This is a genomic window from Paenibacillus sp. CH40 (genome assembly GCF_024213605.1).
GTDB lineage: Bacteria > Bacillota > Bacilli > Paenibacillales > Paenibacillaceae > Paenibacillus > Paenibacillus polymyxa_B.
This window is the reverse complement of sequence record NZ_JANAVQ010000001.1, coordinates 389,060-409,042: the sequence shown is the minus strand read 5'-3', so window position 1 is coordinate 409,042 and position 19,983 is coordinate 389,060. Positions and strand designations below refer to the sequence as shown.

The 19,983-nt window shown below is 43.1% G+C and carries 14 protein-coding genes and 1 pseudogene; 5 read left to right on the top strand and 10 right to left on the bottom strand.

Features of this window, described 5'->3' with window-relative positions; translation table 11 throughout:
* Window positions 1–87: 87 nt before the first annotated feature.
* Complete coding sequence (locus NLX73_RS01790; protein WP_069290038.1) at window positions 88–2,349, top strand: AraC family transcriptional regulator; 2,262 nt, start codon at window positions 88–90, stop codon at window positions 2,347–2,349.
* Window positions 2,350–2,475: 126 nt separating this feature from the next.
* On the opposite strand, the gene NLX73_RS01785 is transcribed toward NLX73_RS01790, so the two are convergent.
* The 5 genes from NLX73_RS01785 to NLX73_RS01765 all read right to left on the bottom strand — a co-directional run bounded on the left by NLX73_RS01785 (window position 2,476) and on the right by NLX73_RS01765 (window position 8,176).
* Window positions 2,476–4,017 (bottom strand): extracellular solute-binding protein, encoded by a 1,542-nt coding sequence (locus tag NLX73_RS01785; protein ID WP_254325222.1) that lies wholly within the window; start codon window positions 4,015–4,017, stop codon window positions 2,476–2,478.
* A gap of 110 nt (window positions 4,018–4,127) precedes the next feature.
* Window positions 4,128–5,021, bottom strand: coding sequence for a carbohydrate ABC transporter permease (locus NLX73_RS01780; RefSeq protein ID WP_061830389.1), 894 nt, complete (start codon window positions 5,019–5,021; stop codon window positions 4,128–4,130).
* 18 nt (window positions 5,022–5,039) lie between these two features.
* Window positions 5,040–6,035: an ABC transporter permease gene (locus NLX73_RS01775; RefSeq protein ID WP_061830390.1), complete on the bottom strand. Its 996-nt coding sequence runs from the start codon at window positions 6,033–6,035 to the stop codon at window positions 5,040–5,042.
* 234 nt (window positions 6,036–6,269) lie between these two features.
* Window positions 6,270–7,046 (bottom strand): NAD-dependent epimerase/dehydratase family protein, encoded by a 777-nt coding sequence (locus tag NLX73_RS01770; protein ID WP_254325221.1) that lies wholly within the window; start codon window positions 7,044–7,046, stop codon window positions 6,270–6,272.
* 242 nt (window positions 7,047–7,288) lie between these two features.
* On the bottom strand, window positions 7,289–8,176 hold the full coding sequence (locus tag NLX73_RS01765; RefSeq protein WP_104497103.1) for a DMT family transporter: 888 nt from the start codon (window positions 8,174–8,176) through the stop codon (window positions 7,289–7,291).
* Between the two features lie 217 nt (window positions 8,177–8,393).
* Here NLX73_RS01765 and NLX73_RS01760 point away from each other — a divergent pair, with 217 nt between their 5' ends.
* Window positions 8,394–9,143: a YdcF family protein gene (locus NLX73_RS01760; protein WP_254325220.1), complete on the top strand. Its 750-nt coding sequence runs from the start codon at window positions 8,394–8,396 to the stop codon at window positions 9,141–9,143.
* 103 nt (window positions 9,144–9,246) lie between these two features.
* Here NLX73_RS01760 and NLX73_RS01755 read toward each other — a convergent pair whose 3' ends face one another.
* On the bottom strand, window positions 9,247–9,708 hold the full coding sequence (locus NLX73_RS01755) for a 2-thiouracil desulfurase family protein (RefSeq protein ID WP_061830393.1): 462 nt from the start codon (window positions 9,706–9,708) through the stop codon (window positions 9,247–9,249).
* Between the two features lie 173 nt (window positions 9,709–9,881).
* Window positions 9,882–10,027: pseudogene (locus NLX73_RS01750) on the bottom strand (sigma factor); the annotation flags it as partial.
* A 188-nt stretch (window positions 10,028–10,215) separates the two neighbouring features.
* Here NLX73_RS01750 and NLX73_RS01745 point away from each other — a divergent pair.
* Complete coding sequence (locus tag NLX73_RS01745) at window positions 10,216–10,845, top strand: TetR/AcrR family transcriptional regulator (protein WP_061830394.1); 630 nt, start codon at window positions 10,216–10,218, stop codon at window positions 10,843–10,845.
* Entirely contained in the window at window positions 10,842–11,816 is a 975-nt protein-coding gene (locus NLX73_RS01740) for an alpha/beta hydrolase (protein ID WP_254325219.1), read from the top strand. The genes NLX73_RS01745 and NLX73_RS01740 overlap by 4 nt, the downstream gene beginning before the upstream one ends.
* A 326-nt stretch (window positions 11,817–12,142) precedes the next feature.
* Here the strand turns inward: NLX73_RS01740 and sigK are convergent, their stop codons facing one another.
* Window positions 12,143–12,844 (bottom strand): RNA polymerase sporulation sigma factor SigK, encoded by a 702-nt coding sequence (gene sigK / locus NLX73_RS01735; RefSeq protein WP_013311218.1) that lies wholly within the window; start codon window positions 12,842–12,844, stop codon window positions 12,143–12,145.
* 793 nt (window positions 12,845–13,637) lie between these two features.
* Here sigK and NLX73_RS01730 point away from each other — a divergent pair.
* On the top strand, window positions 13,638–14,147 hold the full coding sequence (locus tag NLX73_RS01730) for a discoidin domain-containing protein (RefSeq protein WP_250268874.1): 510 nt from the start codon (window positions 13,638–13,640) through the stop codon (window positions 14,145–14,147).
* 49 nt (window positions 14,148–14,196) lie between these two features.
* Here the strand turns inward: NLX73_RS01730 and NLX73_RS01725 are convergent, their stop codons facing one another.
* Together NLX73_RS01725 and NLX73_RS01720 are read right to left on the bottom strand one after the other, a co-directional pair.
* Window positions 14,197–18,771 (bottom strand): fibronectin type III domain-containing protein, encoded by a 4,575-nt coding sequence (locus NLX73_RS01725; protein ID WP_254325218.1) that lies wholly within the window; start codon window positions 18,769–18,771, stop codon window positions 14,197–14,199.
* A 193-nt stretch (window positions 18,772–18,964) separates the two neighbouring features.
* Window positions 18,965–19,843 carry a hypothetical protein gene (locus tag NLX73_RS01720; RefSeq protein ID WP_254325217.1) on the bottom strand — a complete coding sequence of 293 codons (879 nt, stop codon included), beginning with the start codon at window positions 19,841–19,843 and terminating at the stop codon, window positions 18,965–18,967.
* Window positions 19,844–19,983 lie beyond the last annotated feature (140 nt).

Here is a 19,983-nt window from a genome sequence, read left to right as displayed (position 1 = left end):
GTCCTGTTCACAAGATCACACGTATAATGAATACATAAATAGGGTGTACTTTACAGCTACGTGCACACAGACAGGAGGCCTGTTCATATGAGCAATTTCAAAAAGCATCACAAGCTTCACAGCAAATTGCTGGTCAGCATTACGTTATGTATTACGCTAACGTTGCTGGTATCCACCACTGTGTATTATTTTTACTATATTCGCGTGGAAAAGGAGCAGGCATTCGAGGCCAATCACAACAGCTTGACGTTGAGAAGCAAAGAAGTTATTAACATGACATCTATTGCTCAATCTTTGGCATTTCAAATGTATCGCAGCAGTACCCTGTCCAAGTTGTTGTATTATCCAAAACCTAATGTATATGATGTAACCGCTGCTATGACCGAATTGAACAATTATCTTAACTCCATGCCGTATATTGAATCCATCTACGTGTTTAACCCTAAAAGCGGCACCTTCTACATTGCGTCCTCACAAGGTCAAAACGGGTTATTCAGCAAACATGAACTGGCTGATACAGATATCATTCGCGTGCTGGATCATTATCAGGACTATAAACCCTTTACCCCTATTCCACGCACGTATCCGCTGCTGTCGGCCTCAGACTCTGGAGCTGGAGTAGAGCAAGCAAGCCCAGATATCGCAGCCTATACGTATTTATGTTATGACGCAATTAACTCGAACGAAGCGATAAATTCGGCTGTGATTGTGAATGTGTCGGCGGCCTGGATGAACAAGGAAATGGCGGCGAATCCAATCTCAGGCGGGACCGCTTATATTTTAGACGATCAGGGCAGACTGTTGTCTGGTACAACATTGACAGACGAAACTTTGAACGAAAAAGAGCAGCTATGGTTGCACACGAGAGTCAAAAAACAAGAAACAGGCTATTTTGTAGAAGACTTTCATGGTAAAAGATCACTCATTTCCTACACCTCCCCGGACGGACTAGGTTGGCAGTATATTAGTGTCACACCATATGAAAGCGTTATCAAAATGGCGAGTGTTATTCGTAATGCGATGTTACTGATAGCCGCCATCATTGCATTGGCAGGATTCGTGGCTTCGTGGCTGCTATCCAAAATGCTGTATACGCCTATTGGCCAAATTGTTGTGCATATGAATTCACTGGAATCGGAGAAACGAAACAGCATGTACACAATCCGGCAAAACATTTTACGGAATGTGATCCGAGGAATCCGAAATCTTCCTGCCGGTGAAGAACCGGAACGATTACGTGAGCTTGGGATTACGTTCCAGTTCGACAAAGACTACCGCCTTGTGCTGCTGCGCATAGATGAATATACCCGATGGCAAAGCGAACGTGGACCTGATCTGCTACCCTATAAGTTTGCAATCATGAACATTGCTTCTGAAATATGCGGACAAACGTACCGGGTGGAGACCGTTGATATGGATGAGGACAGTGTACTGCTGATGCTTAACATTCTCGATCCCGCAGAGCATACAGACACTGTACTGCTAGAAACCTTATTACGCCAAATACGTGAAGCTTGCTTTGAATATTTGAAGCTGAGCGTTTCACTGACTTACAGTGCCATCACAAGTCAACCAGAACGGCTGCATTTGCTGTACCGCCAGGTACAAGACGCATCTATGCACCGATTTTTTCAGGGGCATGGCTGCATTATTAATGCGCAAAACACTACAGACGAGGATATCCAAAATACTTACGTATATCCAGCCGATAAAGAGAAAAAAATGCTGGATACGCTGCTGTCTGGTCATACGGAGGATGCACACAGTATGTTCAAAGAATTGTTGATGCATATGGAAAAATATCCGTTTTCCTCCGTTCAAGTGGCAATATCCCGGCTCATCATGAGTGTGAATAATGCTGTTCGGCATATCAGTGAGCTCAATGGATTTGCTATAGAAACTAAACCTGAATTACCATCCGCAGATCGGTTAGAGACCGCTGAGAATCTTATTGATCATTATCAATTGGTCTTTGATCATATTCGCTCCAGTCTATCGGAAAAACGAAACACGAAGCAGGAACGATTGGTGCGGCAAATCAATGAACGAATAGAGCAAGCCTATACGGATCCCAATTTTTGTCTCAATCAGATTGCGGAAGAGCTGGATATGTCGCCGATCTATGTCAGCAGGCTATATAAGCAGCAGACCATGTCTACCATCGTGGACGTCATCCAACAACTCCGTATTCGCAAGGCCTGTGAGCTGCTGGAACAGACCGACTGGTCTGTAGCTGACGTAGCAGAACAAACCGGATTTGCGAGTAGCTCTTATTTCCATCGCATGTTCAAGCGTAGCTTGGGCGTAACACCGACAGATTTTCGTCGTTCTAAAGCAAATGCGCAATAAGTAGACTGCTCTACACGACAGCTCTGAGAACGGAACATTGCTCCCAAAAACATAAACTGACATTAAAAAAGCTAGCCTCCAACTTTCTGGAGACTTGCTTTATTCTTTATCACAATTCTTTATGTTTTATTTAATACCCTTCTCCTTTACGTAAGCTTCCCATTGTTTTGTATATTCGGTTTGGATTTTCTCCAAACCAGCTTGATTTGCCTTTTGCAAGAAGGTCTGCAAGCCTTGATCTACATTGTCGATCAGTCCAGCTTGGAGCGGATACAGATATTGCTTCTCAACCTGTTCTAGAGCTGCTTTTTCTGCTTGGTAGGTTGTGTAGTCCTCTGCAAAGCCGGTAAACAGGTCAGGCTTCTGGATTTTATCCAGCTCGGCAAAAATTTTCTTCACACGGTCAAAGCCAGAATCAAACAGCATGTATTCCGGATTACGCCAAGCCCAACTGTTCATACCTTCGCGTGAAAATCCATTAGAACTGCCGCTACCTATCATATGGTAGTAACCATCTTTGACTTCATAGTTTTTGCCTTCAATACCATATTGCGTGAGCAAGTTATAGCGTTTGTCCGTCACAAGCTTTTCATAAAAAGCCAATGCGCGCGCCGGATTTGGGCTGCTTTTTGGAATTGCAAAGCCGTTGTGAATCGGATGCACTGGAGTTGCATAACCTGTCGTCAAAGGGAATGGGTAATACTCGAGCTTCCAGTCCGGGTGAGATGCTTTGAGCTTAATGACCATATCATTAAACCGGGTTGGATTATCACCGAAAATACTCGCTGCTTTACCAGAAGTCACTTGATCCTGAAGCGTATCTTTTACGTTTAATACATTTTTGGGAATGAATCCTTTATCGGCCCAGCGTTTGTAAGTGTTCAGCTCTTCCTTTTGTTCATCCGAGCCCCAATATTTATAAACTTCTGTTGGTTTTTCATATTTAATACCAATGCCATAAGGCAAGGCACCAACACTCTTCGTTACTAATTCGGTATATCGGTCATGCAGATTTCCCTTGATATCGCTGTTCAGAGATACGGTTTTCATATTTGGCTCATGCTGACGTATCCCATCCATATAAGCCTCGTAACTTTTGATATCTGTCGGTTTAGGCAAATTGTACTTCTCTCGTAAATCCTCACGCCATACAAAACCGTTAGTGACATACTCTTTATACGTGCCAGGCACGGTATAAATTTTGCCTCCGATTTTAACTCCATCCCACATGTCCTGAGGTACAAATTTTTGCAAGGCAGGTGCAGCCTTAGGCAGCAGATCGTCTAGCGGCAGGAATGCGCCCTTCTTGGCATAGGCCTGATACTGCGTCCAATCTGCAGTGAATATCAGGTCGATAGGCTGACCCGAAGACAATAACAGCTTATATTTTTGATCCCAGTCTGTCCACGTCGTATAGTTAAATTTGACGGTGGCATTCAGATCTTTTTCCGCCAATTTATTAATCTCTGCCTCAATGATAGACAGATCCTTAGGAGCATCCCCCAGCATATAAAATTGCAGCTGAACTTTTTGGGATTTATCATCCTCTCCATTTGCTTTTTGTGCGCTGTTTCCGCTACCGCCTCCACATCCGGCTAATAGCGCCATGATGACCATTACTGCAATCAGGATGGACATGCGTTGTTTTCTTTTCTTTGTGAATGTCATGTGAATCCTCCCTTTGAAATGGTAGTCTGTTTATTAAAACGCTTACAAAAATTGCTGCTTTGATGGCATACCGTCAGCACGTTATGCCATCAAAGCCCTTTAGTGCCGCTTCAGCCTTTTACCGCGCCTATGGTCAGCCCCTTAACAAAGTAACGCTGAATGAACGGGTACAGCAGCAAAATGGGTCCAGTAACCACGATCGCCATTGCCATTTTGGTCGATTCGGTCGGCATATCATTGGAAAGAGACACACCAGTACCTGCACCCATTTGAGCGATAAATTGCATGGAGTTAATTACATTATACAGATAATATTGCAACTGGTATTTATGCGGATCGTTAATAAAGAGTGAGGATGAGAACCAGTCATTCCAGTAAGCCAAGGCCAGAAACAGCCCCACAGTGGCAATACCCGGTGTAGATAAAGGCAGCACAATTCGATAGTAAATTTTAAAATCACCCGCACCGTCAATTTTAGCGGACTCGAACAGTTCTTCCGGCATGGAAGAACGAATGAAGTTTTTCATCAAAATGATCAGAAACGGAGTCATCAATCCCGGGAAAATAAGCACTGTATACGTATCAAGCAATCCTAAATACTTCGTCAGCATGATGTACCAAGGCACCAACCCGCCTCCGAACAGCGTCGTAAAGTAAATATAGAATGAAAACGCATTGCGGTATTTAAAATCTTTGCGTGCCAGCACATATCCTGCCATCGTCATCAGGAACAGGCCCAACGTCGTGCCTACAACCGTGGTAAAAATTGTCACCCCATACGCCCTTAACACCTCTTCAGGAAAGGTGAACACCGTCCGGTAACCTTCCAGTGAGAATTGTTGTGGTATAAAGTGATATCCATCCCTGATAATCGATTCATTACTGGTCAGTGAAGCCGAAATAATAAGTAGGAACGGGAGTAAACAAGCAATGGAAGCAATAATGATAATCACATAAGAGATGATTTTAAAAATTCGAGTGTATACATCCTCTTTGATTGCCATCCGTTTGGGTCCTCCTTTCTAGAATAAGGCATATTCGTCGTTCAACTTACGGATGATGTAGTTCACGGTCATGATCAGTACAAAACCGAACAAGGATTGGTACACGCCTGCTGCCGAAGCCATACCCACATCAAAAGTCACTTTCAAGGAACGGTACACATAAGTGTCCAAAATATCCGTCGTATTGTACAGCACCCCATTGTTGCCGATTAATTGATAGAAAAGATCAAATTGTCCTTTCATAATACTACCAAGCGCAAACAACAGCAGCACAACGAATGTCGATTTAAGCATCGGAACGGTAATGTACCAGATTCGTTGAAAAATGTTGGCTCCATCCATTTTAGCTGCCTCATAATATTCGTCACTGATCCCTGTAATTGCTGCCAGATAGATCACCATACTGTAGCCGAGATTTTTCCATAAATAGAACAGGATAATCAGGAAAATCCATACCCACGGTTTGTTGTATACATCCACGCGTTCACCACCAAATTGCAGCAACAGCGTATTCAGAAAACCATTATCATAATTAAATATGTTATACACGATGACACTTAGAATAACGAAAGAAACAAAATAAGGCAGGAACATCACGGATTGAGCGATCTTTTTAAAGTAGCGGCCTCGCAGCTCATTCAGCAAAATAGCGAGAACAATCGCTAACACGTTGCCAAGTAAAATAAACGCTGCGTTGTATCCGACCGTATTCAATGTCAGTTTTGTCAGCGTGCCGGATTGCCATAGAAAGCGAAAATTTTGGAGTCCGACGAACTTGGCATCAAACAGGCTGGTATTGAAGTCGAACTGGGTAAATGCATAATAAATACCCACCATAGGAATGTAGGAATTAATGAAGAAAAAAATTAAAGTGGGCAACAACATCAAAAATAATACCCGATTGCGGAACAGTTCATAGAAAAAACCGTGTTTTCTACCCGTTCCCAGCCTCTTACCGTTCAGGCGGGAATCCGTTGCAAGCATTGCAGAATTTTTGGGCATAGGCTGATTCAATGTGAGTCACTCCCCCTCTGTGTACGTTACCGACAGCAAGGTTTGTAGCACCGCCGCCGTATAACTGTATTTTATGTAAGCGCATTCAAAATGAAAAGTGAAGCCTCTTATGCTTCATGAACAAAGGAGTGTCCGGAGGAGTGAACAATTCGGATATTTGTGAAGTTTTATGTAATATGAGGCGCCTGATCGACGCCTTGAGCCCATTCACAAAGCATATTTGAACGATCTACTCTATTCCTTTTGTCCACCCTGAAAAGTGGTTTCATCCTGTTTCACCCGAAATCCGATTTTCTTGGCCTGCTCCAGCAGCTCAGCGGCATTATCCTGCGGCTTATATCCGATTAGTTCTTCCAAGTAGCCAATGTCATAATAATTATCCGTATTGGCTGATGTACCGTACAAATTAAGATAACTCATCTCCGGACGAGCTTCGATACAGCAGACGGTCAGACGGATCATATCGCGCTCGGAAATCCAAATATGAGCGGCGCGCTCCGAATGGGGCCGATCATCCCCAGGAAAATTTCCGATACGGATATTCATTGAAGATATTTTGCCCTGATCGGCATACAGCCGTCCCAACAGTTCAATGTAACACTTACTCAATCCATAAAAACTGTCTGGTCGGTAGGGATCTTTTACATCTATACTTTCGCCTACTTTATAAAACCCTGTGGCATGATTGGAACTGGCAAAAACAATGCGTTTTACCCCATTTTTGACCGCAGCTTCATACAGCTTGTAGGCTCCGCTTACATTGCCAGACAGCACTTTGCCGAGAAAATCCCCTTCATCCTTGATCCATGCAAAATGCAGTACCGTATCCACTCCACGCGTCAGCTCATCCAGTCGTGCAGCATCATGTATATCCATTTCCACAATCCCTGCCTCTTCATCGCTCTTCACATCAGCAGCGGTTATTTCATATTTACCTTCCGCTTGTAGCCCTTCATACAATACTTTCCCAATTGTTCCTGCCGCACCTGTAATCAATAATTTTCGTGCCATCGTCCGCATCTCCCTTCTTAGCTTGGTTGTATGCTGTCATCCATATCATAATTTTAACCAACTCCCCAGGGAGGAAACCCCTTAAACTCTCGATTTCGGTATGTCATAACCCACTTAACTGTGTCACCTGTCGGCATATAAAAAGGGACCCTGCTATTGTGCAAGAGTCCCTTGTTGTTACTTTGTTTCAGATTCTATGTTTCGAGTTCTATCTTTCAATTTCTTTGTTTCAACTACTACGCTCAAGCTTGTCGTACTACTCTCGCTCTGCGATTAACCAAATAAATGCTAAGCCCGATTAAGATCAACCCGATAAGCAGGAAAGCCGTAATCGCTTCGCCCAGCACCAACGAGCTGACAAATACTGAAATCACAGGCACCAAAAACGTATAGGAAGCGACCTTACTGGCATCCCCCGAATTGACCAGCGTGAAATACAGCAGCCAGGATAGTGAAATTCCCAGCACCGTGCCGAATATCAGCCCTGACACATACGGGACATTCCATACGATATCTGACCAGCTTTCCGTCACCGTTCCAGCTCCCGTCAGCACGATGCCTCCCAGTGTACATTGAAATGCAACCAGCCACAGCGAATCCACACGCTGGTTTACCTTTTTCACATATACCGTTCCCAATGCCCAGCTCACGGCAGTAATAATGGCGATGATTACACCTGCCACAGCCACATGCCCTGAAAATCCGCCCACACTGACAGCTGCAACGCCCAAAAATCCGATGATCAATCCAATCACCTTGAGTCTGGACATCGCTTCTCCCAGCCACATCCATGCAAAAATACCGACCAGCACAGGCTGGAGATATACCAGCACAGAAAACAAGCCGGAGGGGACGTACATCAGTCCCACTGTTTGCAGGCCATAAAACAGTACCACGTTAAAAATACCTGAAATAGCATACACCCGCCAATTTTCTTTCCAACGAATGCGATTCCATCTCGGTACTAAAATTGCTCCTAATAGCAGACCGCCCAGCAGTGTACGTAGCCCTGCAAACAACAATGGAGGTGTGAATTCCAATGCCACTTTATAAATGGGCCAAGAAATGCCCCACAATACAACCAGTAGCGCGATCATCATCATCCGCTTGGCTGTCGTTAACTCTCCCATGACGCTATCGCTCCTCTATGAAAAAAATCACTAGACTTTATATACTACGCCTACAGAACAACTTTATCAAACAAAAAATATGTATTGGAAAGCTCCACCTTTCATGCCCGCTTGTTCATCGAGGTATGTCTTCGGACAGAGGAATCCAGTCATTTGCCTATGTTACAATATACCAAAAAGAGTTATAAAGCTTATAAGGATAGGAGGTTGTCTGCACTTGATTTATATCATCAAATTTTTGTACAGCTTTGTGCTCCCTCCCGGTTTGTTCATCCTCGTGATGGCAGGGCTCGTGATCTGGCTATGGAAAAGGGCACGTATACCTGCGGTCGTACTGCTTCTTGTCACATTGCTGCTGTACGTTTCCTCGACCAATTTGGCTGGTGATTTGTTAATCAGTAGCCTGGAAAAACAGTACCCACAACCCCGTACCGTTCAAGGCGATGTCATTGTCGTGCTTGGGGGCGGAGCCACACAGGGAACCCCCGACATCAATGGACAAGGCAATCTGCTAGGATCTGCAGCCAATCGACTGCTCACTGCGGCCAGATTGCACGAAGCAACAGGCTTACCCATTCTTTTTTCCGGCGGGCAAGTGTTTGGAGACAGTGGAAATGAAGCGAATATTGCGCAAAGGCAGCTGCTAGGACTCGGTATTCCGGCAAAGGATATCCTGATCGAAAACCGTTCCTTGAACACACAGCAAAATGCCGTATATACATCGCAAATTTTGGGAAAACATCAACTCACTAGACCTGTTCTGGTGACCTCCGCTTTCCATATGCCACGTGCTGCACTGGAATTTCAGCGTGCAGGCATGCAGGTCATAGCTTATCCTACCGACTATCTGGCAAGTGAAAAGCTGTCACTGTATGCTGGCAAGCTCTCGCCGTCTGCTGGGGCCATGTCTACAACCGGAACAGCCCTCAAGGAATACCTAGGAATTCTTGCATTAAAGCTTAAATAATGTGATGTCTAATCGTATAGCGGCACATAGCACAAACAAGCGTCTTGCGCTCGCAGGTATAAGCCTGTAAGCTAGCAAGGCGCTTGATCTACCCTTACATATTCTAATCCAAGAAAATATCTGATATTTGTTCTTCCGATATGACCTTAAAGCCTTCCTTTTTTAACAAAGCCGAGGTTACCCCGTTACCTGCTATTTTACGATTTTCGAATGACCCATTATATATTGCTGCTGATCCGCAGGACGGGCTGTTTTCTTTTAAAACAACAAGTGTTGCGTTAACCTCTCTGGCTATATTCAAGGCTTCATACGCACCTCTAATGTACATATCGCTAACATCGTTGCCTGAGAACTCGACCACCTTAGCTGTGCCGTTCAGCACATCCTCGCCTGTCCCTCCAACAATCTCAGCAGGCTCTCTCGGAGTCACAAAGCCCCCCAAAAGCTCAGGACAGATCGTCACAGCTTTCTTTTCCTCTACCAACTTCTGAATATGTACATCCAGGCTATCCGTCCCGTTATATCGTACCTTCATGCCCGCCAAACACGAACTTACCAGAATCATTAGTTCCACCTCATATCCATTGCATTCACTATTAAGTAGTTAAAGTATAAACAAATTTTCTAGTAGAGTCATCGTACGAAAATTTTGACTCGCCACTACGTCCGCGTTCCGTAAGGATATTCTTCCAGCTGATGACATAATCGTAATCATGATCGCGCTTTTCAATTCGTGACTTCCTTATCAGTCCCTATAGGATCGCGGATAGATACGTCTTTGTGTGTTTTTTCAGGGAACGTAAATGCATCAGGATCTCATTTTCTATACAACGGGCTGCAAATGTTGCCAGCTTGGTGCCTTTCCCGGTTCGAAAGCTTTCAATGTATTCATCCAAAATAACCTGATAAAAACAAGCCTGAGGCGCATGTTGGTTTTTTATTTGTTAAGGTTCATCCTGCTCGCAAGTAAGATAAATTCACTCTTGCTATAAGTCGTAATTTAAGATATATTATTAATTAAATAATCAATTATTTAATTAATAAAGTTTAGTTTAAAGAGAGGGGAATACATTTGGCAAGACCCATCAATGAAGAAAAAAGACTGGAGCGGCGTAAACGTATCCTAGAAGAAGCTGTTGTCCTGTTCGCAGAAAGTGGATATTCTAATACCACAACGGCTATCATTGCGCAGAGTGTGGGAGTGACTCCTGGAACCATTTTTCAATATTTCCCCAGCAAAGAAGCTTTATACTACGCCGCTGTCCTTGAGCCGCTTGCTGATATTCAGGTTAAATCGCTTGCTTGTCTACAACAAGAGGGGACGCCGGGTGTATTGATTAAGAACATGGTGGCAGAACAATTCAACCATATCTACTTCTATATAAATGAATTGCGGCTTGTTCAATCTGTCTTAGGGCAACGAATAAGATTCCCTGAACTTACACAGAAGGTCCTTGAAAGTATAAAGGTAATGACAGATGCGATCGAATGCGTCTATGCCAAGGGACAGTTAATGGGAGAATTCAACAAAAGCTTTTCTCCAGCAATGATCTCTCGTGCCTATATCTCTTTCTTAAATGGAGTGGGCTTAACTCTTGGAGAAAGTATTATTCATCATCCCGAGTGGGAAAATCTGAAGGGGCATGCCTTTTATTTGTTCGCCCCCATACAACCTAAAGAAAAACTGGAGGAGTCTGAATGAGTCAGGCATCATTACAACCCGAGCTGACATTTAACGTTCGTGTGAAAAAACGAAGGAAAATTTTATGGAGCCTAGGGATCGTGCTTTTGCTTGTAATGGCTCTTGTATTTTTTATATCTTATAAAGTAGTAGACACCTTGTTGCACCATCCTAGAGATACTAATGTCAGCTACGGATTGAATATCGATAAAACTCCCTACGAAGAGGTCGAGTTCAAGAGTTTGAAAAATGATAATACGATTAGAGGTTCCTTCTTTCCTGCAAGTGGTCTTTCTGGTAAAGCAAGCAATAAGACAATTATTGTCGTCCATGGATATACGAGCAATCGTTTAGTCAAAGGGCGGACCCAAAAGTTAGTAGAGCATTTCGTTCCGAAAGGCTACAATGTATTGGCATTTGACCTCAGCTCACAAGGTAAATCCGATGGTGATTTGATTACACTGGGCTTCAATGAAAAATACGATTTGCTAGGAGCTGTAAGCTATTTAAAATCCAGAGACCATACGGGTGATAAGATTGGAGTTATCAGCTTTTCAATGGGTGCTGCTACTTCTTTGCTAGCCGCAAGTGAAAGTGATGACATCAAAGCCGTAATTGCGGATAGTCCTTTTCGTAATGCTGGTCTATTTCTGAGAGAGGGTTTGCCCTTCTTTTCAGGTTTACCTGCGTTTCCATTCAGTTATACATCGACATGGATGGCAAATTGGGCCTTTAAGGTTGATCTTGATTCCATATCTCCTATGGATGCGGTAAAAAAGATGCAAGACAAGCCAGTTATGCTCATTCATGGTACTGGAGATCAGCAAATTAGTTATAAAAATACAGAAATTATTTACGAGTCCTTAAAAGATAACCCAAAAGCAGAAGTATGGTACCCGCAAAATACGGAGCACATCGATGCCATCAACCATTACCCCACTGAGTATTTCAAAAGAGTAGATCGCTTTTTGGATGAGTATGTAGGAAAATAAATTCAATCCAAGAGAGCCGACTAGCGAAGGAACTTGTCCTGACGAAGTATAAACACCCAATAATATCAAGCATTTTTAGCCTGTAGTGTAGAAAACCACTACAGGCTTTTATTTGCGTTTTAAATGAAAACACATAGCAAAATAGTTATTATTTAAGCGAAAAGGGGCAGTTGTTTTTATAAGATAGCCTTAGATAAGAATATTGGATGGTAGAGGGGGATGCAATTTAAACACACCTCTGAAAAGAAGCAAGTAATTGAATTATGAAAAAGACCTAAAAAGGCCCTGTTAAGGGCCTCAAGCGGCTTCATATATCTCCTTATCCATTACCCCTTCTGCTTGTAAAACTCATGGTACAACTTCATCAGCGCGCGCTTTTCGATTCGTGACACGTACGAGCGCGAAATTCCCAGTTCTCGTGCAATTTCCCGCTGTGTTCGTTCTTCTCCTCCGGCTTCCAGGCCGAAGCGGCCGATCACCACTTCTTTTTCACGCTCATCTAAAATATCCAGGTTGCGATAGATTTTACTTTTCTCAATTTTGAGCTGTACTTTATCTACAATATCATCCGCCTCGGTGCCGAGGATATCAATCAAAGTAATCTCGTTGCCTTCCTTATCAGTCCCTATAGGATCGTGGAGAGATACGTCTTTGCGTGTTTTTTTTAGGGATCGTAAATGCATAAGAATTTCATTTTCTATACAACGGGCTGCAAATGTTGCCAGCTTGGTGCCTTTCCCAGTCTGAAAGCTTTCAATGGCCTTGATCAGTCCGATGGTACCGATGGATATAAGATCCTCCAAATCTTCGCCGGTGTTATCGAATTTTTTCACAATATGGGCCACCAGCCGTAGGTTATGTTCAATGAGTGTGTTACGGGAGTGTGCGTTGCCTTCGGCAAACAGCTTTAGGTGTCGAGCTTCCTCTTTCTCAGTCAATGGCTGCGGAAAGGCGTTGTTTTTCACGTAGGAAACGAGCAGCGTCAATTCCTTGATGAACAGAGCGATAGCGCTAAATAGTCCGGGCACGGATGACACCTCCTGAGGTAGTTGCGAACTTACCGGCCTTTGTTACTTACCGGGCTTGCGGTCTGTTTATTGTATGTAGGCAGGTGCCCATCCGTGCCTGTACTCCGAAAACTGCTCCGTAACAATTTGCCAGATACCTTTCTGGAGCAACCTCCGATACTTAATTCGAAACGTAGAGATCTCTTCGACACAAATCAACGCACTCCATATAGCCAGAGGGAAACCCGGGATAGCTTTACATTATTCATCACTTGGTTTCCTCCTTTTCTTTCAGCAGAGTATTAACTTCTTTCTAAATATGACAATGGGAGTGGGGAATAGACCATTGTATCTCCATCTTCATCTCGTTTTAAAAAAAATAGCAAACTCAGCACCATTACTTTCATCGCCTCAATTCAGAATCACATCTATTTTGTCGGTAAGCACATTAAATCCACCTATTACAAAATCATTATATTCTTGGGAAGCCGTGTACTTCTCAAATAATTTTCTTTTATATTCCTCAACAGTACTAAAACAAACTTCCCAATCCAAAGGGAATATGCCGTCTCCCAAATAATAAGTGTATATTTTCATATTCTATCCATTTCCTTTCTCGCACCTCAATTAGTTATTTATATTCTAAACATGCAACTCCCCGCCCGCAAATGAGCTTGCTATTATGATGTTGGACCGCTTAAACACTAGTGTGCATTCTATCATCAAGGAATATATTCATAGAGAGTTCCATATAAATGATATAAATCAACCTTTTCACCACAATCAAAAATTAAACTTAAGGAGGAATTTCAACATGGCAAAATTCAGTCAAAATCCAGATAACTATACTTTTTCCGTAGATCCTGTTGTTATAGCAGAGGAAAATGTTTCAACCAACGGGGATTCTAAAAATACTTTTCCGAAAAATGTTTTAGTCGATAATAATCTCTATTGGGAGAGCAGTTTAAGCGGTAAAGGTGGAGAAATCATCTTCAAATTAGATACAGGCAAGACGATCAATGATATTCTTTTAGCTCAGCCATCTTCTCGAGCTTTTATACTTTCATTTTCTTTTCACGGCTCTATTGACGGAGAAAATTGGTTTAGGTTAGGTGAAGTCGAAACTTTGCCAACCACTGCAAAAACAACTTATCAATTTAGTAATGAGATTCCTTTTTCATATTATAAAATAACTGTACTTTCATCCGGCTTGAGTAGTACAACCTCCTATTATGGTATACGATATATTCAGCTAAGAACCGCACTCATTAATGGCGTTCCTGCCTACAGAGCATCCAATATAAACCCCGCTATTGCGGAATAAGTTACTACACACAAAAAAGGGGCTGGCCAACGCCGCCCCTTGATTTATTCTATTTCATTTGTAGCATGTTATAAATCATCTCAGCCGCTTCCGCCCGTGTGACCTCCTGTTTGGCACGGAAGCTACCATCTGGATATCCTTGTACTAAATTAATCTCGGTTAGACCAAGTACATCCTTTCTGGCCCACTCTACAATTTGAGAGGAATCCGAGTATGCACTGCTTTCTTGCTGTGGTGTAGCCTTAATAATGTTATTCACCATTTTAGCCGCTTGCTCACGGTTAATGACCCGATCTGGGCCAAATTCTCTACTACTAAACCCGCGAGCGACCTGATCTTTAATCGCCGTTTTGAGCAGATCAACGTACCACGCCGATGGATTGATATCCTCGAAGCCTAAATTCACATCCGTTTCGAGCGGTAATTTCAAGGAACGGACCAGCATAGAAGTGAACTCCATACGCGTTACAGGTCTGTTCGGCTCAAATAGCGTGTGGGTTGTTCCCTTTACTATACCCAAATCGGCAAGCACATTTATTTTTTCTTTATTAAATATCCGATCAATGTCGCTAAAATGATTTGGCTTCTTCTCAACGGTTGAATCTTGAATATACTCTGCTTCTAACGATTCCTTTACAACAGGCTGAATCAGTCTTACACTCTCCGCCCCTCCTGCTCCACCCCCTGCGTCCGCAGTATTACCCGTTGTTTTTCCATTCGCTTGTTTTGCCTCTGTGCGTTTTCCTTGACTATTTTCTGCCCATAGTTGAACTTTATACAATTGCTTCTCTTTAAGTTCTCTCCAGATATAGCTTCGTTCCTTACCACGATATAGTTCTACTCCTTCACTGGCGAGGACGAAAATATCATTCTCATGGTCTGACTCCCAATGGATGATAAACTCACTATTCGTTGTTTCTGTCTTCGAAAATGCAAACGCTGGAGACGGCAGCGTCTCGACCTGACCTTCTGTCTGCTTACCTTCACCACTTGTGTTCAATGGCTTGACGGTAATACGGTACAATGTAGAACTATCCAATCCATCTACTTTAAATTCATGGGAGGTCGTATGACCGATAAGCCCCCCGTTTTGGTAGACATTGTAAGCATCTGCACCCGGAGCTTCTTTCCACGTAACAACCAAATCGGTATCTGTTACTTCTTTCACAGTCAATCTATTGTCTGGTATTTGACCTGGCAAAGCGCGATGCGTAAAGGGAGTTATATTACCTCTCCCCGTTGTATTCACGGCCTGTATACCAAACGAGTAAATCATACCAGGCTGGATATTTGAAAGCTTAATATGAGTATCTCTGGTGTTAAAAACTTCCCCCGTATCTTTACGGGTTACAGTATATTGATAAGCGCTCTTGATTTCATCCCAGCTCAGTAAAATCTGGCCATCCTCAAGTTCTGTAACATTAACATTTTGTGCTTGAGGAGGAAGTGTCAGCAGCTTACCCAACGCTGGCTGGCTGAAACCACTACTGTTCCCACTGCTCACTTGAAAATCATAGTTTCTCCCACCTGTTAAACCAGATACAACCACACGTGGTTCCGTACTATAATAATCTTGACCGTTGATCGTTACCTTATATTGAGTTGCCCCATCAACCGGGGCCCATATCAACGTGGCATCGTGCTCGCGAACATCTTCAGTTGCAAGTTGCACAGCTGAATCAGGTAGTGTTAATGCGTTGATAGATGTATCTTTACCTGTACCACTTCGATTGTAGGCTCGTATTTTAATATTGGCAGATCTACCCGCAGGCAAGCCCTCAAAAGTATATGAATGGATACCACGTGCAACCCGCACCTTCGGTTCATCGTTAACATTCAAGATGTATCCTTCAGCCCCCTGCACATCCTGCCACGCAACACCGATAGCATACACATCCTTCGTCACACTTGATATTGTAGTTACTCGATCAGGTAAAGTGATGACTCCTAGATGGGCATAGTCTCCGAATCCTGTTGCATTTTCAGCGGAAACGTTATAACCATACTCTGTTCCTGCCTGAAGATCAGTATCGGTAAATTCTGTATACACATCGTTATAAACCGAGACTTCGTCACGTTCTAGGGCGTAGTAGGTGGCAGTGATTACAGAATTCCACTTCAAATCGATTCCATCTTCTCTTACAGTTACATTCCGGAATCCGTTCGGGCTGTCTGGTAGGCTTAGAAAAGATACATGCTTTGCTGTACCCTCTCCAGTGTCATTAATAGCTGATACAGAAACATCGTAATATTGACCAGGCTTCATTCCTGTAATTGGATTATACACATCCTGTGTAACGGTATTCCTAAATATGATTTCTCCCGTACTTACGTCCGCTGCTGTAATGTTATATTTGTTAGCTGAGAAAACTGGCGTAAAATCAGCCATGATTTCTGTAGAATGACGAGAGACAGGTTGTAACTGGATATGATCAGGAGCATCAGGTAACGTTAATACATGGACTCGATTGGAATATGCATTGCCTCCTACATGGTTACTGGAACGCACTTCATATTCGTATTGCCGTCCTTCTTGTAGCCCCCTAACTGTAAAAGAATTTGTTGGATGCGTAACATCCCAAACCTCATTAGTTGTTAGATTTCGGACTGTATAAACGTAACCATCATCAAGGCCAGACGGGAGAGTCCACTGCAAATCAGCTTCCGTATTTCGTACGGATGTCGCAGAGAGCACAACCGACTGGGGCTGCTTTTGAATGCGAAGTGCACTGCTAACCGTTTCATAAATGTTACCCACCCTGTCTTTGACCTTGGCATGAACATACCATTCACCTTCATCTGAAAGATCCATCTGGATTGTTGTATCGGCTGCAGTATCCCAGTTTCCAGGTGAATCAGGGCTGTTCGTGATTTTATACTGCATTGTCGACGACTCAATCCCCGAATGCTGATCGGAATATCGTATCCTCACATGAATAGGGGTATCTTTCCATTCACGCGAATCCGGCGTCAGTTGGATCGTCGGTGGCTCCAAATCAATATAAGACATTACGGACACCGGATCGCTTCGATTTCCAGCTGCATCTACAGCTTGGGCAGTCACTTGTATGATCCCTGAACTCTTTAATATTCCTGATGAATCAGACACAAAAGCGCCAGAATCCAATTGATATTCATAATGTACTGCTGTAGTATCCGTCGCACCCGATAGAGCAAACTCCACTGGCTTATTGGTATATCGAGTAGGTGTCGTCACCTCGGAAAACGTCACTTTTGGAGGGGTTGGTTGGGTTCGATCAATCATAACCGATTGAGTCACGATTGGACTAGACACGTCGAGATTATTGATCGTCCGTGCTGCTAATTCGTAAGACCCTTCTGCGTTTAATGTAAAAGTGCCATTGTATGTCTGCCATTCCCCTAATGGACCCAAGCGATACTGTGTCATCTTAATTCCATTTGTAGAGTCACTTCCTGAATCAATAGCTATATTTACATCACGGTTCGTTGGACCTGTTTCACTAGCCCGGATGACAGGAGTAGTCGGTCCCTTTTTATCAATCGTGATTTCTTTGCTTACTTCTTGGCTCACATTACCGACGCTGTCAATGGAGCGTGCATAAACCGTGCTTTTGCCATCTTTATTCACATGAAACACTCCAACATAGTCCTGCCAATCTTGATTCACAACGCCCGTCAAACGAAATTGAGTATGGGCTAGTCCAGAATAATCGTCTGTTCCCGGCTGTAATGAAATGGTGTGGTCATTACTATTTCCCGTTGCGCTTAGGGTGGGTGGAGTTGGAGGCATCTTGTCTATTCGGACATTCCCAGAAGAAAGACCACTATACTGATTATTTACGTCCACCGTCCGGGCATAGATTGTATTTACACCATGTTCATAGACAGTGAAAGGCCCGGTGTATTGCTGAAATGCTCCTCCATTCAGGCTATATTCATAGTATTTTAGTCCTTCAGGAGCCACGTCCCCATTTATCCACACGGTTACAGGTTCTTTGGTCCATCCTGTGATCGCTTGTCCCTCTGTACCTGCATGGATCTGAGGTGGTTTAGGCATTAGGTCCGATTTGGGAATAACACGGATTCCAAACTTGGATATTTCAGCACTTGTCTGTTGGCTATCTCCCACCGCTCTGAAATATCGAACATCTCTTAATGTAATAGAGTCGGTGATATCTAACCATTTTCCCTGATAATATCTATCCGCATAGAATTTCGTTACATTAGTCCATGTATATAAGTTCGTTCCATTAGGCCTCCAACTGTCGCCTGCTGCGTTATTAGATGCATATATATCAGTATGATAAGACCCTTCAATGTAAACAAAAATCCTGTAATCCGAAGTCTTAATGGATCTTCCAATATCAATAAAACGATTTGTCGGCTGCGTAGTACCATCACATTTATACCTGGCCGAACCCATGCCAGTATATACTTCCGTTGCTCCTATCCCATTTCCTGACCAAGAACCCCAACTATCGCCTCCACCCGGCAAATTGTTTTGGCAAAAAGGGCCCCCCATGATCTCCTGAGCAGCAGCTGATACCCTTTCCGGAAATATGGGAATCATCGTTAATAGTAGGACTACAGCCAAAAATCCATACCCCCACTTCCTTACCTTTCGCTTATTTTTTCGATACATACACTTCTCCTTACTTTATTTTATTTTCAAAAAGTTTTACAAACTCGCTTCGGGTAAAATAGAAAAAGCACCTCAAACGAAGGCATTAATGCCTAGGTTTGAGGTGCTTCCTCTATATCACGAGTATGTTTTGAAGCTATTATACTTCGTTCCTAGCAGGATGTAAACAGAACTGACAAATTATTTGAGGATACTAATGAATCTGAACGCCCAAGTTCCGAAAAAATCCTCGCATATTTTGCATGTAAGAATCCTGAGTAGCGGAAGATTCCTTAAGAAGATTTTGCATACTGTTCATAAAACCAGAAGCTGATGTCGTATTAGCTTTGTCAAACCGATTGTTTAACGGTGTGTTATTTAGCAACTCTGCGTTCTGTCCCGTGCGTTCCTTGTATTTCTCAATCCAATCGGGATGTTGAGGAACCTTTTGCGCAAAATTTAACAGTTGGCTCAGCCCATTTCCTCCACCTTTAATATCATTCATGTACGCCGTGTATTTTTGAGGATCGACCTGCTTCATCACTTCTGATAGCTTGACATAATCCTCAGGAGCACCTGACGGACGATCTATTGGAGTCGTGTAGCTAATATCTCCGGTCTCTAGATCAGTGGATCGTGTTAAAGCAATACCAGCGATCTGGTTCATGGTTTCGAGAAATTCTTTGGCCTTGTCGCCTTCCATGTAATGATCAGCAATATACTTGGATTGAGTAACTCCCATCTCCAGCAGCACAGCTCGCTGACTCTCATCCGTTACTGTTCCGTCGACGATAAAATTAGATTGAATCATACTGTACACTGCATTAGACACTTCTTCTGGCTGACCTTCCAAAACCCGGTTTAATGAATCATTAATCTGTGTTGTACCGAAATACTTGGCAGCCTGTGATACAATAGCCCCTTCGGCCAACTGTCTACCAGCTTCACTAATCTCCACGGAGTCTTGAACTACCACTCTGGAGACCTGTTCTTCATGAAGCTGGGGTGGTGGAGCTTGCTTGCTTGTCGGATTGATCCGTAAACTACTTGCATTAAGAATCGCTTGCTGTGCTCTAAGAGGTCCAAAATTCATTCTATTTCCTCCTGTCATGTTTGTAACAGGCAATCTAAGGCGTATGTATAGTGTAATGTGACCCTGTTTCTATATATATCGGACAAAGCATATATGGAATGAATATACGCTTTGTCCCAATAATGAACAAATATTGAAAC